Source organism: Phocaeicola sp. (assembly GCF_048170425.1).
In the GTDB taxonomy this organism is placed as follows: domain Bacteria; phylum Bacteroidota; class Bacteroidia; order Bacteroidales; family Bacteroidaceae; genus Phocaeicola.
Genome location: NZ_DBEXBB010000067.1, coordinates 1 through 14,348 on the forward strand (window position 1 = coordinate 1; position 14,348 = coordinate 14,348).

A 14,348-nucleotide genomic window follows, 5' to 3' on the forward strand; every position below is an offset into this window, starting at 1 on the left:
GGTGTTTTGCGGGGAGAAAAAGAAATAAACGTTAGAGAATTTCAGATATCTCCTGACAAGGCAGATAGTATCTATAAGTATTTTCTGCTAAACAATCCTTTACTCTTTCATTTGGGTGTCAGAGGAAATGTAGGCTATAGGGTAGATTCTGAAAATCCTGAATATTTGATGACTTTTATACCACGGTATTCAATGTCTACTGTTTATTTCCATCAAATTTATCCGTTTATAGAAAAGGGGCTGGAGCGGTATTATGCACTTTTGGATTATCGGATGGCGCCAACCGAAATAGCCTATACACTTTACCGGAATTTATGTAAGGAAGTAGTTTACGGAGAAAGAAACGAAGGTTATCCTTTTTCTGCATATAGCGCTTTTTCTGCCTTGGGTGCTTTCTTGGACAGGAAGTCTGTTTGTCAGGGGTATAGTTTGTCTTATTCCTTATTGTTGAATGGACTGGGTATTGAGACGGATTATGTGACAGGGGCAATTCCGGGCACTTCTGGTCATGCTTGGAACCGAATATTTGTCGACGGTGAATGGTATCATGCAGATGCTACGTTTGACGATGCGGGTAGCTACGCACCCAATATGTACAGCATTAATAAATATTTTCTCTCTTCTGATTACTTGTTTTATACGGTCTTTGAACATGCCAGACCTCATTTAAATTTGCAAGAGCGAATTTACCTTCCTTCAGGCACCCGGTTTGATAATGAAAAATGCGTAATCAGACGATTCAATGTGAAAGGCAATATCATCAAAACAGAAGCAATGTATGCGGATGGTTACTGGTATTATCTGTCCATGAAAGATGAAAAGATGAAGATTGTGAGGAGTGATTTTGAAGGTAAAAATATACAGGAGATTAGACCGTTGAATATTTTGTCTGTCGTCGGGAATGTGGATAAGGTGCAATATACCGGAAACCGGATTTATTTTCTGGATTTCATAGGCGGGAAATATTATATCTGTTCAATGAACTATGACGGAAAGAATTTTCGACAGGAAAGGGAAATCTCATTTATAGAAGCCTCCAGTAAGGATCTGAAATTATCCACAGACACAAGCCTGCCTCGTCATGTCTTTAAAGGAAAGGTAGCATTGAAAGCCGAACTGGCGTTGGCCCAATTGAAACTGCTTTATTTTCATGGAGAGGAAGATTATTTCAATTTGTCTCATCCTCAGGCTAAAGAATTGCAGCAATTGATAGAAACTACAGTTTCTTCCTTGAAGAAGAATCAGGTAGATGATACGCAGGCCGATGTGTTGGCTCAGGAATTAAGAAATAAAAGAAAGGCATACAGTCTGCCACTTTCAATAAAACCTTAGTGTTTTTATGGAAGTTACATGGATGCCTCCCTTATTTTGCAGAAAGCCTGATAAGGGAGGTGTTTGTGTTTTCTAAAAGATGGCTTTTGCTGTCTTTTATTATATGGGCTCAGACAATTCGCTTAATGTTTTGCCTTCATAGTCGCAGATAGCTTGTTTGTATGCTATAGGAATTTCCATCGGCTCTTTTGTCAAAATATCGTATCCCACCAATACGGTACGGCACTGGCACTTCAATACTCCGCTGGCCTTGTTGAACGCTCGTTGTAGCATGGTGAAACTTTTGTGTCCGAGATGGATGACTGTGGTTTCAATTATCAGTTCGTCGGAAAAGAATACAGGAGCCAAAAAGTCGGCATTGATATTGACTACTACTACGTTGAGTTTGTCGCATTCTTCTTCTCCGAATACATCGCGGAAATAGGATGTCTTGGCCAGATCATACAACGAGAAATACACGGAGTTGTTCATGTGACCGTATTGGTCTACATCGCTGAAACGGATTTGTACGGGGATTTCATGTTTGAATTGGAATTCTGCGTTCATAGTAATGTTTTTAAGTTTTCGTCAAATGTACATCTTTTTTTCATAAATCTGCTATCAATGGTGGAATATTTCTTACTTTTGTCCGTCAGAATGATTTGTAGATAAATAATATTATATAAGATGGAACAGAAATTCAACAAAGAGACACTTTGTGTACAGGCCGGATGGACTCCGAAAAAAGGAGAACCTCGTGTATTGCCTATTTATCAGAGCACCACGTTTAAGTATGATACCAGTGAGCAGATGGCTCGTCTTTTTGATTTGGAAGACAGCGGCTATTTCTATACTCGCTTGCAGAATCCGACGAATGATGCTGTGGCTGCCAAAATTGCAGCACTGGAAGGGGGAGTGGGAGCAATGCTGACTTCATCCGGTCAGGCGGCCAATTTCTATGCAGTATTTAACATTTGTGAGGCAGGTGATCATTTTGTGTGTTCATCTACCATTTATGGAGGTACATTCAATCTGTTCGCTGTAACGATGAAGAAACTGGGCATTGAGTGTACATTTATTGATGCCGATGCGCCGGAAGAAGAAATAGAAAAGGCTTTCCGCCCGAATACCAAATGTTTGTTTGGTGAAACTATTTCTAATCCGGGTATCAATGTGCTGGATATTGAAAAATTTGCCCGTATTGCCCATAAGCACGGGGTGCCTTTGATTGTGGATAACACCTTTGCTACTCCGATTAACTGCCGTCCTTTTGAATGGGGAGCAGATATTGTGACACATTCTACCACGAAATACATGGACGGACATGCCACTTGTGTGGGAGGTGCCATTGTAGACAGCGGCAATTTTGACTGGGAAGCACATGCCGATAAATTCCCAGGGTTGACACAGCCGGATGAGTCTTATCATGGACTTACTTATACGAAGGCTTTTGGAAAGATGGCTTATATGACTAAAGCAACGGCTCAGTTGATGCGTGATTTGGGTTCTATACAGTCACCGGAAAATGCTTTTCTGTTGAATTTGGGACTGGAAACGTTGCATTTGCGTATGCCGCGTCATTGTGAGAATGCACAGAAAGTAGCGGAATGGCTGGAGGCAAATCCGAAAGTGAAATGGGTACATTATTGTGGTTTGAAGAGCAACAAGTATTATGAACTGGCTCAGAAATATATGCCGAACGGTTCTTGCGGTGTGATTGCTTTTGGACTGGATGGCACTCGCGAAGAGGCAATCAAATTTATGGATCACTTGAAACTGGCTTGCATAGTGACTCATGTGGCTGATGCACGTACATGCGTGCTGCATCCGGCCAGCCATACACACCGGCAGTTGACAGATGAACAGTTGATTGAGGCAGGTGTGGCTCCTGATTTGATTCGCTTGTCTGTCGGTATTGAAAATGTCAACGACATTATTGCCGACCTGGAGCAGGCTATGGCACAGGTTTAAAAGTTTTAAAACTGAGATACAAAAAAAGGAGGAACAAACATTTCTCCTTTTTTTGTATCTGACTCCGGTATTTATCGGAAAGATTTCTGATAAATCTGTAACACTTCTTCGTCGGTCAGTGGACGCGGGTCAAGGGTAAACAATGAACCCATGGTATCGCGTGCGTTTTGTACCATGAGAGGAAGTTCTTCTTCTTTCACTCCCCAGTCGCTCAGTTTTAATTGGTATACGTTGCATTCTTTCTGCATGCGTACCAGTGCATCAATAAAGTCGCTGGGACGGTTACTCTTTTGCTGAGTCATGATTTCGGCCATTTTCATGTAACGTTTCATGCAGTCGTTACGGAATGTTTCGAAATAAGCTTCGCTGATGGCAATCAGGCCGGCTCCGTGTGGAAGTTCCGGATGGAAGGCACTCATGGCATGCTCCATCGAGTGCTCGGAAATGCAGCAGGAAGTGGCTTCTACCAGTCCGGCCAATGTGCTGGCCCATGCCACTTTTGCGCGTGCCTTGAGGTTACGTCCGTCTTTCACGGCTACCGGAAGGTATTTATATAGCAAGCGGATGGCTTCAAGCGCATACAAGTCGCTGATGGGGGTGGCGCAATTGGCCAGGAACCCTTCGGCTGCATGGAAGAAGGCATCAAATCCCTGATAGGCTGTAAGATGCGGAGGAATGGAAACCATCAGTTCCGGATCAATGATGGAAAGCACTGGGAAAGTCAGAGTGCTTCCGAAGCCGATTTTTTCTTTTGCTTCCTCATTGGTGATGACACTCCATGGGTCGGCTTCTGTACCTGTCCCTGCTGTGGTAGGAATGGCTATGACAGGCAAGGCCTTGTTTACAGGACGTCCTTTTCCGCTACCTGCAGGGATATAATCCCAGTAATCTCCGTCGTTGCAGGCCATGATGGCGATGGCTTTAGCGGAGTCTATGCTGCTTCCTCCGCCAAGTCCGATAATGAAATCGCATTTCTGTTCGCGGCAGACAGATGCGGCTTCCATGACGTGAGATTTTATCGGGTTGGGCAGAATCTTGTCGTAGACAACCGATTCTGTATTGTTTTCTTGTAACAGTTCAACGACTTTGTCGAGGTAGCCGTATTTCTTCATGGAGGTTCCTGACGAGATGACAATCAGGGCTTTCTTGCCGGGTAACTTTTCTGTCGCCAACTTTCTTAACTCTCCGCATCCGAACAAAATCTTGGTCGGGATGTGCAAACTGAATACAGGATTTGCGTTCATAATATAGCTATTTAAAGTTCATTTACCCAAAAGTACGAAAATAAAAGCAGAATGGTTCAGGAGGGATGTTAAAAATGTCTTTTTGTGTATTGTGGTTTCAAATAAAAAAGGCTGCCGGTAAGGGCAGCCTTTTGGGTTAAAGGATATATAAGTAGATTATTCTTTATCCTTGTGGTTGTTCTGCGGACGACGTTCGCGCTTCGGATGATTTTCAGTCATTCCTTCCGGTTTCGGAAGCAATACCTTGTGTGACAGCTTGAACTTACCAGTTTTCGGGTCGATGTCCAGCAGTTTCACTTCAATTTCATCACCTTCTTTCAATCCGGTTTCTTCGATTGTTTCGAAGCGTTTCCAATCGATTTCAGAGATGTGCAGCAATCCGTCTTTTCCCGGCAGGAATTCAACGAATGCACCGTAAGGCATGATAGAGCGAACTTTACCAGTGTATACTTCACCTACTTCTGGAACGGCTACGATAGCCTTAATCATGCGCATTGCATCATCGATGCATTTCTTGTTTGTTCCGGCAATTTCAATGCGGCCTACGCCGTCTACTTCTTCAATGGTGATGGTAGCACCGGTTTCTTCCTGCATACCCTGGATAATCTTTCCGCCCGGGCCGATTACAGCTCCGATGAATTCTTTCGGAATAGTCAGAGTTTCAATGCGTGGAGCATGAGGTTTGAGTTCTGCACGAGGCTCTGCAATGCATTCAGTCAGTTTGCCAAGGATGTATTCACGTCCCTGTTTTGCCTGCATCAATGCTTTTTCCAGAATATCGTAAGTCAGACCGTCACACTTGATATCCATCTGGGTTGCTGTGATACCGTCGCGTGTACCTGTAACTTTGAAGTCCATGTCACCCAGGTGGTCTTCGTCTCCCAAAATATCCGACAATACAGCGTATTTATCTTCACCGGCATTTTTGATCAATCCCATTGCAATACCAGAAACCGGCTTCTTGATAGGTACACCTGCATCCATCAAAGCCAATGTTCCGGCACAAACTGTAGCCATAGAAGAAGAACCGTTAGATTCCAGAATATCAGAAACTACGCGTACGCAGTAAGGATAATCTTCAGGAATCTGTCCTTTCAATGCACGCCATGCCAAGTGACCGTGACCAATTTCACGACGGCCTACGCCACGCTGTGCTTTTGCTTCTCCTGTAGAGAAAGGAGGGAAGTTGTAATGAAGCAGGAAGCGTTCTTTGTGCTGGTCGAGTACATCGTCTACAATCTTTTCGTCCATCTTTGTACCCAGTGTAACAGTACTCAAAGACTGAGTTTCACCACGAGTAAAGATAGAAGAACCGTGAGGACCTGGCAGCGGACTGGTTTCGCACCAGATAGGACGGATTTCTGTAGTAGCACGACCGTCCAGACGTTTGCCTTCATCAAGGATACAACGACGCATTGCTTCTTTTTCTACGTCGTGATAGTAGCGGTCAATCATCGGACCCTTTTCTTCCAGTTCTTCTTCGGAGAACTGAGCCTTGAATTCTTCGCAAATTGCATCGAAGGCATCTCCTCTTTCGTGTTTGTTCTTGTTACCTGATTTTGCAATGGCGTATGCTTTTTCGTAGCAGGCATCGTGTACAGCCTTGCGCAGGTCTTCGTCATTTTCTTCGTGGCAGTATTCACGTTTTACAGTCTTGCCTACTTCTTCCATCAGTTCCATCTGGGCCTTGCAGTGAACCTTAATTGCTTCGTGAGCAAACTTCATGGCTTCCAGCAAGTCTTGTTCAGAAACTTCCTTCATTTCACCTTCCACCATCATGATGTTTTCGTAGGTAGCGGCTACCATGATGTCCATGTCGGCACGTTCCAGTGCTTCGAATGTCGGGTTGATGACGAACTGACCGTCAATACGTGCAACACGAACTTCAGAAATCGGACCTCCGAACGGAATGTCAGAAACAGCCAGTGCGGCAGAAGCAGCCAGACCAGCCAGTGCATCCGGCATATCTACGCCATCAGCAGAATAAAGTATGATATTTACGTAAACTTCAGCATGATAATTGTCTGGGAACAGAGGGCGTAAAGCGCGGTCTACCAGACGGCAAGTGAGGATTTCGTAATCTGAAGCCTTTCCTTCACGTTTGGTAAAGCCACCGGGAAAACGTCCGAATGCGGAGTATTTCTCTCTGTACTCTACCTGAAGAGGCATAAAATCTGTTCCGGGAACTGCATCTTTTGCTGCACAAACAGTAGCCAGCAACATGGTGTTACCCATGCGTAGCATAACAGCACCATCTGCCTGTTTTGCCAGCTTTCCCGTTTCGAGTGTGATGGTTCTTCCATCATTCAACTCGATCGTCTTAACAATAGGATTGATCATAAAAATTGATTTAATATTATTTCATCTAAAAAAGCGTACAAAGATAGTGTTTTATTGTGGATAAAAGTAAGTAATTGTATAAAAGTTTCAGACCGAAGTGCTTTTTAGACAATAAATTGTCGTGAAAACAGCGGTTTTCATCGGTTGGATAGTGGATTTGTCTTTCAAAAACTTTGTGGCGTCATGAAAAGCCGTATCTTTGCAACTTGAATTTACATTAAGAATGTGAGATTAAAGAAAATCAGGTATGAAAAGAAATACTTATCTGTTAACGGCATTGCTGTCAGCCGGACTGATGGCGTGTCATAATGAGCCTGCTTTTAAAGTGGAAGGAACGGTATCGGGCGCGGCTGATAAAATGCTGTATCTGGAACATACCAGTTTGGACGGTATCGTGAAGGTCGATTCTGTGAAATTGAATGAGAGTGGAACGTTCTGCTTTTCTGGTGCTCGTCCGGATTCTCCTGAGTTCTATCGGCTTCGACTGGATAATCAGGTAATTAATTTCTCCGTTGATTCTACTGAAACGGTGATGGTGAAAGCAGATAATACTGGTTTTGCTACAGCTTATCAGGTGGAAGGGTCGGAAAATAACCAGAAAATAAAGGAACTGGTACTGCTTCAGGCAAACTTGCAAGATCAGGTGAATAAGCTGGGCCAGTCTGGACTTCCGGCCGGAGTAGCCCAAGATAGTTTGTTTTCGTTGGTTAATGCGTATAAAGACCACGTGAAGCGTAATTATATCTTTGCTGCTCCTAATAAGGCATATGCCTATTTTGCTTTGTTCCAGCAGTTGAACGGCTATATGATTTTTGATCCGTTGACGAGTAAGGAAGACGTGAAATGTTTTGCGGCAGTAGCTACTAGCTTGAACAATTTGTATCCTCATGCCGACCGTTCGCGTAACCTTTATAATATGGTAATAAAAGGAATGAAGAATACACGTACGCCTCAGGTAAAAGATGTGGCGATTCCGGCAGATAAGATTCAGGAAGCCTCTATCATTGATATTGAATTAAAAGATTTGAACGGTAAAACACATCGTCTGACTGATTTGAAAGGTAAAGTGGTTTTAGTTGATTTTACGGTTTATTCTTCTGCTGCCTCGGGAGCTCGTAACCTGGCTTTGCGTGAACTATATAACAAATATGCTTCTCAGGGACTAGTGATTTATCAGATTTCTTTGGATACGGATGAGCATTTCTGGAAAACTGCTGCTGATAATCTTCCTTGGATTTGTGTGCGTGATCCGCAAGGTCCATATTCCACTTATCTTAGTATGTATGGCGTAACTCAATTGCCTACCGCCTTCCTGGTAAACCGCAACAATGAATTGAGTTTGCGTGTGGAAGAAAAGACAAACATGGAAGAAGCTATCAAGAATTTGTTGTAACATGTTGAAAAGCATGTGTTGATAAACTTGACTGGTATTGTAAAAAGATTTATCTTTGTCCCAAGATATAAGACTCTGTGAAAGAGAGGCTGTATCAAAGTAAAAATTGATTTGTCAGATTGTCATTCTGAACAAAGTGAAGGACCCGTTTGTTTCCCATCATAGGGGAGGGTTCACTCTTCGTTCAGAATGACTTTACTTTTGTGATAAACCGTTCTTATTTTGGACAGCCCTTTACTTTTATCGAAAATAAATAATTTAATAACGAATATTTAAGGAGAAAAATTATGGCTTACATGTCAGAAGAAGGCTATCAGAAGCTGGTAGCTGAATTGAAACATTTGGAATCGGTGGAACGTCCGAAGATTGTGGCTGCTATTGCAGAAGCACGTGATAAAGGCGATTTGTCTGAAAATGCAGAGTATGATGCTGCAAAAGAAGCACAAGGCTTGCTGGAGATGAAAATCAACCAGTTGAAGGCAACCATCGGTGATGCCAAGATTATTGATACATCTAAACTGAAGACAGACACCGTGCAGATTTTGAGCCGTGTGGAACTGAAAAATGTGAAAACAGGAATGAAGATGGCTTACACTATCGTGTCGGAAAGTGAAGCGAATCTGAAACAGGGAAAAATTTCAGTGAACACACCGATTGCGCAAGGTTTGTTAGGCAAGAAAGTAGGCGATGTAGCAGAAATCACTATTCCACAGGGAAAAATCTCTTTGGAAATTATGGGTATATCATTTTAATGTATAAGGCAGGTCCGCTTCAGCGGGCTTGCCTTATTTAATATCTTAACAATATGGCAACAATATTCAGTAAAATCATTGCAGGCGAAATTCCGAGCTACAAGGTAGCCGAAAATGCCAATTTTTATGCGTTTCTGGACATCAATCCTCTGGTGAAAGGACATACGCTGGTAGTTCCCAAACGGGAAGTAGACTATATCTACGATTTAAGCGATGAGGAGCTGGCTCAGATGCATGTGTTTGCCAAGCATGTGGCGCTGGCTATCCAGAAAGCTTTTCCTTGCAAGAAAGTAGGTGAGGCTGTGATTGGTCTGGAAGTTCCTCATGCACACATTCATCTGATTCCTATCCAGAAAGAATCAGACATGTTGTTCTCTAATCCGAAACTTAAACTTTCTCAGGAAGAATTTACTGAAATTGCCAATGCAATAAATTCTGCTTGGGAGGCTGTAAGCAAATAATTTTCTTCTCAAAAATACCTTTGATATAAAGGATTCTTCGTATTTTAAGGCGTGGTTTTTAGTTGGATGGATTCCATGAAAACCATGCCTGTTTTTTATAGAATTGGAGCCTATGTTTATGAGACGGATTTCTTTCTTTATTCTTCTTTGTTGCCTGTGCTGGAATGTCTTTGCGGCAGAATATCAGATTAAAGGAGTGGTGATTGATAAATCTACTCGTCAGCCATTGGAATTTGTGAACGTGCTTGTAGTGGGACTGGGTATCGGTGCTTCCACTGATGCCAACGGGAATTTTCTCATCACTCAGGTGCCTCCCGGGATTTATCGTTTGCAAGCTTCTTTTCTCGGATATAGAACGGAGCTAACGCCGGAATATCGGGTGAACCATGTGACCCCCTATGTGCAGATAGAACTGGAGGAAGAAAATGCGTCATTGAATGAGGTCGTTGTGACTGCTTCTCCTTTCCAGAAGGTACCGGAAAGTCCTGTCAGTTTGCGGGTGATTGGTTTGCAGGAAATTGAAAAAGCCCCAGGTGCCAACCGGGATATTTCGAAAGTGGTACAAAACTATCCGGGAGTAGCCTTTTCACCAATAGGTTATCGCAATGATTTGATTGTGAGGGGAGGAAGTCCTTCTGAAAACCGTTTCTATCTGGATGGGGTGGAAATACCGAATATCAATCACTTCAGTACACAGGGAGCTTCCGGAGGCCCCGTTGGGCTGATTGATGCCGATTTGATTCGCAGTGTGAAGTTTTATAGTGGAGCCTTTCCGGCCGATAGGGGCAATGCATTGAGTAGTGTACTTGATTTTAGTCTGCGTGATGGAGATATGGAACGCAATTCCCTGAAAGCAACCTTAGGAGCCTCGGAGGTTTCACTCAGTTCCAATGGGCATATGGGTAACAAGACTTCTTATTTGGTATCTGTGCGCCAGTCTTACCTGCAGGCATTGTTTAAGATTTTGGGCTTGCCTTTTCTTCCGGCCTATACGGATGCTTCCTTTAAAATTAAAACCCGTTTTGACAGCCATAACGAACTGACTTTGCTTGGTCTTGGGGGTATCGACCGCATGAAACTCAATTTAGGGATTGAAGGAGAAGATGCCGAGTACATGCTCAGTTATTTACCCGAAATCAATCAGGAAACCTATACTGTAGGAGGTGTGTACCGTCATTATTCCCAACGGCATGTGCAGTCAATCGTATTAAGTCAAAGCTATCTGAACAACCGGAATGTGAAGTATCGTGACAATGACGAAAGCAGCGAAGAAAACCTGACGTTGCGTCTGGGTTCCATCGAGCAGGAAACCAAACTGCGTATGGAAAACACTTCTTCTTGGAGCGTGTGGAAGGTAAAAGCAGGATTCGACCTGAATTATTCCCGTTACAAGAGCAATGAATACCGCAAGGTTTTTGTCAATGCCCTGCGGGAGTATGACTACCATACCGATTTGTCTCTCTGGCGTTGGGGGATGTTTGCTTCAGTAGATTATGCGGCTCCCGACAAAAGTTTCACTGCCTCCATGGGAGTACGTACCGATGGAAATAATTACAGTGATAAAATGAAGGAATTATGGCGTCAGTTGTCGCCGCGCTTGTCGGTATCCTATCGGTTGATTGAGGGCCTTACCCTGAGTGGGCATATGGGATTGTATTACCAACTTCCTTCCTATACGGCACTGGGTTTCAAAGGAGAAGACGGGGATTATGTCAACCGTCACTTGGACTATATTTCCGTATCACAGGAAAGCCTGGGACTGTCATGGACACCCAATGAAAACATGGAGCTTTCCGTAGAAGGTTTCTATAAATTATACGGACATATGCCTTTCTCCTTATCCGACCAGATACCTCTTTCGTGCAAAGGAAATGACTATGGAACCATCGGGAATGAAGCCCTCTCTTCCGAGGCTAAAGGTCGCTCGTACGGGGTAGAACTGATGTTCAAATGGCTGTTGGTACAAAAACTGAATCTTTCTTCTTCACTGACCATTTTCAAAAGTGAATTCAAGAAGGGTGAACAAGGTAGCTACGTACCTTCTGCCTGGGATAACCGTTTTATTCTGAATATGAGCGGGACCTATAATTTCCCCAAGCACTGGAGCCTGGGAGCTAAAGTCAGTTGTATTGGAGGCTCTCCTTACACGCCTTATGACGTGGAGAAATCTTCGCTGGTGGAAGCTTGGAACGTGCGGGGGCGTGCTTATTATGACTATAGCCGCTATAATCAGGAACGTCTGCCTGTTTTCGCTCAACTGGATGTGCGGGTGGATAAAACCTTTTATTTGAAAAAATGTATGTTGGGCTTTTATCTCGATATCCAGAACATTACAGCCAGCAAGCTGCGTCAGCCTGATGCGCTGATGAGTACCGGACAGATTGAAAATCCTTCTGCACCGCTGAGTGAGCAGCGATATGTCATGAAATCCATCCGGCAGGAGAGTGGCACGTTACTCCCTACGTTAGGAATTACCTTTGAGTATTAAGTTGGGTCGCTATAAAAAGAATGGCTTGTCTCTCTGTTTGTGGAAAGACAAGCCATTCTTTTTATGTGTGAGAAGGTTTGCTGTAACTCATGAATACAGTTCACCAAATTTCATCTCTGCATCGTTGACAAACTTCCGGATGGCGTTTTGGTCATCCTTTTTGCAGATAAGCAGGGCATTTCCTTGTTCTGCTACCAGATACCCTTCCAAGTCTTGTACAACCACTAATTTATCTTTGGGAGTCATGATGATATTGTCTTTGCAGTTATATAGCAACGCATTACTGTGCGTTGTCACATTCTGATTTTCGTCTTTGGGAGAAGCGTCATACAATGCGTTCCATGTGCCTATGTCTGCCCACCCGAAGTCACAAAGCAGTACATATACATTGTCTGCCTTTTCCATGATGCTATAATCAATGGAACTGTTGGGACAAGTACTGAACTTCGGCATATCACATTCCACTTGCGGACATACCTCTGCCATCATTTCATGGAATGCTTTCAGAATCGTGTTAACATGCCATACAAAGATGCCAGAATTCCAGTAGAACTCATTGCTTTGCACAAATACCTCGGCAAACTCCCGCAACGGCTTCTCGATGAATGTCTTGACTTTATAGAAATCTTCTTCTTTTTCTTCAGAGACCTGTATGTAGCCATATCCTGTTTCCGGATAGCTGGGCTTGATGCCTAATGTCAGTAGTTTGCCTGAGTGCGATGCGAATTCCAGCGATTTCAGGATGTCCTGTTTGAACTCATCCATTTTCAGAATCAGATGATCGGAAGGAGCCACCACGATACTGGCATCCGGGTTGATTTTTTGAATGACATACGATGCGTATGCAATGGCAGGTGCCGTATTCCGGTGTTCCTCTTCCACAATCAGGTTGGATTCGTTGAATTCGGGAATCGATTCAAGCACCAGTTCTCTGTAATGCTGGTTGGTTGTAATAAAAATATTCTCCGTAGGAAGAATCTGCTTAAATCTTTCGTAAGTTTGTTGCAAGAGTGTCTGGCCAGTTCCAAAAAAGTCTAGAAATTGTTTGGGTAAGGTTTTCCGGCTGTATGGCCAGAACCGACGCCACGTTCCTCCGGCCATGATGATGCAATAAAAATTCTTACTGTCCATGATAGATGCTAGCTTAAAGTTTGATGCTAAGATAGGGTTTATTTTGCAAGAAACTCTAGAAAAGGGTTCTAAATAGTGTTAGAAAACTTTTTTTCAACTTTTTTGTCCGGATTTCTTGCACTATCGAAAAATATGTGTACCTTTGCACTCGCAATCGAAAATGATGCCCAGATGGCGGAATCGGTAGACGCGCTGGTCTCAAACACCAGTGGAGTAACATCCATCCCGGTTCGACCCCGGGTCTGGGTACAGAATAAAAGGCTAAGTATTGAATTATCAATTACTTAGCCTTTTTGCTTGTCTGATTTTTCCCCACATTTTCCCCACAGGCGCAAAAAATATAGTAGTAAATCATTATTTTCTTTGGCTACACAATACAAATACACTACCTTTGAAAAGAAATAAACTCAATTAAATGAAAGTCAATGGAACAAGGTGTTTGGCAAGAGATTGAACAGTTGTACCAGAAGTTTCAGCAACTTGGTATAAGTGAAGCGGTGGACTATGAAAAGTACTACCTCTATTCTCTTATTACCCATTCTACGGCGATTGAGGGTTCTACACTCACCGAAGCGGAAGCACAAATGCTTTTCGATGAAGGCTTGACTGCCAAAGGAAAGCCATTGGTCTATCATTTGATGAATGAGGACTTAAAGAAAGCATATGAGCTTGCCAAAACAGATTCTGTTAGTCTTATACCCATAACTTCTGCTTTTCTGCAAAAATTGAATGCAACATTGATGCGCACTACAGGTAGCGTACACAACGTAATGGGTGGTTCTTTCGATTCTTCAAAAGGTGAATTTCGTTTGTGCGGCGTTACAGCTGGCATTGGTGGCCGTTCTTATATGAATTATCTGAAAATTCCTGCCAAGATAGATGAATTGTGTACAATTCTTCAAGAAAAGCAAAGAACAGCGACAACCTTTCGAGAACAATATGAACTGAGTTTTAATGCCCATCTTAATTTAGTAACTATTCATCCTTGGGTAGATGGTAATGGTAGAACGGCTCGATTGTTGATGAACTACATTCAATTTGGCTATCATCTTTTTCCAACAAAGATATTCAAAGAGGATAGAGAAGAATATATTCTTTCTCTACGTCAATGCCAAGATAAAGAAACTAATCAGCCTTTTTTGGATTTTATGGTAGGACAATTGAAAAAATCACTGTCTTTGGAGATTGAACATTTCAACATTTCTCGAAAGCGAGGAGGCTGTTTTATGTTTTAATATGAGTATCTATATTTGTTGT

At 42.9% G+C, this 14,348-nt stretch carries 11 protein-coding genes and 1 tRNA gene; 8 read left to right on the forward strand and 4 right to left on the reverse strand.

All coding sequences use genetic code 11. The annotated features are described in order from the left end of the window. Positions 1–1,332 (forward strand): transglutaminase domain-containing protein (locus ACMJ0U_RS02795; protein WP_417128030.1); only part of this gene is annotated, 1,332 nt, incomplete at its 5' end. Positions 1,333–1,431: 99 nt separating this feature from the next. On the opposite strand, the gene ACMJ0U_RS02800 is transcribed toward ACMJ0U_RS02795, so the two are convergent. Further along, on the reverse strand, positions 1,432–1,878 hold the full coding sequence (locus ACMJ0U_RS02800) for an acyl-CoA thioesterase (protein WP_417128031.1): 447 nt from the start codon (positions 1,876–1,878) through the stop codon (positions 1,432–1,434). A gap of 120 nt (positions 1,879–1,998) precedes the next feature. Between ACMJ0U_RS02800 and ACMJ0U_RS02805 the strand changes: the two genes are divergently transcribed. Beyond that, the gene (locus ACMJ0U_RS02805) at positions 1,999–3,282 is read left to right on the forward strand and encodes an O-acetylhomoserine aminocarboxypropyltransferase/cysteine synthase family protein (protein ID WP_417128032.1); all 1,284 of its coding nucleotides are present in this window, start codon (positions 1,999–2,001) and stop codon (positions 3,280–3,282) included. 71 nt (positions 3,283–3,353) lie between these two features. Here ACMJ0U_RS02805 and ACMJ0U_RS02810 read toward each other — a convergent pair whose 3' ends face one another. Together ACMJ0U_RS02810 and pnp are read right to left on the reverse strand one after the other, a co-directional pair. After that, entirely contained in the window at positions 3,354–4,526 is a 1,173-nt protein-coding gene (locus tag ACMJ0U_RS02810; protein ID WP_417128033.1) for an iron-containing alcohol dehydrogenase, read from the reverse strand. Between the two features lie 156 nt (positions 4,527–4,682). Next, positions 4,683–6,866 (reverse strand): polyribonucleotide nucleotidyltransferase, encoded by a 2,184-nt coding sequence (gene pnp, locus ACMJ0U_RS02815; protein ID WP_417128035.1) that lies wholly within the window; start codon positions 6,864–6,866, stop codon positions 4,683–4,685. Between the two features lie 247 nt (positions 6,867–7,113). Here pnp and ACMJ0U_RS02820 point away from each other — a divergent pair, with 247 nt between their 5' ends. From ACMJ0U_RS02820 to ACMJ0U_RS02835, 4 genes are all read left to right on the forward strand, one after another. Beyond that, positions 7,114–8,259: a DUF4369 domain-containing protein gene (locus ACMJ0U_RS02820; RefSeq protein ID WP_417128036.1), complete on the forward strand. Its 1,146-nt coding sequence runs from the start codon at positions 7,114–7,116 to the stop codon at positions 8,257–8,259. Positions 8,260–8,546: 287 nt separating this feature from the next. Next, positions 8,547–9,011, forward strand: coding sequence for a transcription elongation factor GreA (gene greA / locus ACMJ0U_RS02825; RefSeq protein WP_007559849.1), 465 nt, complete (start codon positions 8,547–8,549; stop codon positions 9,009–9,011). Between the two features lie 53 nt (positions 9,012–9,064). Further along, positions 9,065–9,472, forward strand: a complete 408-nt coding sequence (locus ACMJ0U_RS02830) for an HIT family protein (protein WP_417128038.1) — start codon at positions 9,065–9,067, stop codon at positions 9,470–9,472. Positions 9,473–9,590: 118 nt separating this feature from the next. Next, entirely contained in the window at positions 9,591–11,960 is a 2,370-nt protein-coding gene (locus ACMJ0U_RS02835; RefSeq protein ID WP_417128039.1) for a TonB-dependent receptor, read from the forward strand. A gap of 87 nt (positions 11,961–12,047) precedes the next feature. Here ACMJ0U_RS02835 and ACMJ0U_RS02840 read toward each other — a convergent pair whose 3' ends face one another. Beyond that, complete coding sequence (locus ACMJ0U_RS02840) at positions 12,048–13,091, reverse strand: mannose-1-phosphate guanylyltransferase (RefSeq protein ID WP_417128040.1); 1,044 nt, start codon at positions 13,089–13,091, stop codon at positions 12,048–12,050. 165 nt (positions 13,092–13,256) lie between these two features. On the opposite strand from ACMJ0U_RS02840, the gene ACMJ0U_RS02845 reads away from it, so the two are divergent. Both ACMJ0U_RS02845 and ACMJ0U_RS02850 read left to right on the forward strand, forming a co-directional pair. Beyond that, positions 13,257–13,340 (forward strand) — tRNA-Leu (locus ACMJ0U_RS02845). 176 nt (positions 13,341–13,516) lie between these two features. Further along, complete coding sequence (locus tag ACMJ0U_RS02850; protein ID WP_289591286.1) at positions 13,517–14,326, forward strand: Fic family protein; 810 nt, start codon at positions 13,517–13,519, stop codon at positions 14,324–14,326. Positions 14,327–14,348: the final 22 nt, after the last annotated feature.

Coding starts and splice junctions, on each gene's coding strand:
- ACMJ0U_RS02800 (WP_417128031.1), bottom strand. CDS start 1,878: ATGAACGCAGAATTCCAATTCAAACATGAAATCCCCGTACAAATCCGT.
- ACMJ0U_RS02805 (WP_417128032.1), top strand. CDS start 1,999: ATGGAACAGAAATTCAACAAAGAGACACTTTGTGTACAGGCCGGATGG.
- ACMJ0U_RS02810 (WP_417128033.1), bottom strand. CDS start 4,526: ATGAACGCAAATCCTGTATTCAGTTTGCACATCCCGACCAAGATTTTG.
- pnp (WP_417128035.1), bottom strand. CDS start 6,866: ATGATCAATCCTATTGTTAAGACGATCGAGTTGAATGATGGAAGAACC.
- ACMJ0U_RS02820 (WP_417128036.1), top strand. CDS start 7,114: ATGAAAAGAAATACTTATCTGTTAACGGCATTGCTGTCAGCCGGACTG.
- greA (WP_007559849.1), top strand. CDS start 8,547: ATGGCTTACATGTCAGAAGAAGGCTATCAGAAGCTGGTAGCTGAATTG.
- ACMJ0U_RS02830 (WP_417128038.1), top strand. CDS start 9,065: ATGGCAACAATATTCAGTAAAATCATTGCAGGCGAAATTCCGAGCTAC.
- ACMJ0U_RS02835 (WP_417128039.1), top strand. CDS start 9,591: ATGAGACGGATTTCTTTCTTTATTCTTCTTTGTTGCCTGTGCTGGAAT.
- ACMJ0U_RS02840 (WP_417128040.1), bottom strand. CDS start 13,091: ATGGACAGTAAGAATTTTTATTGCATCATCATGGCCGGAGGAACGTGG.
- ACMJ0U_RS02850 (WP_289591286.1), top strand. CDS start 13,517: ATGGAACAAGGTGTTTGGCAAGAGATTGAACAGTTGTACCAGAAGTTT.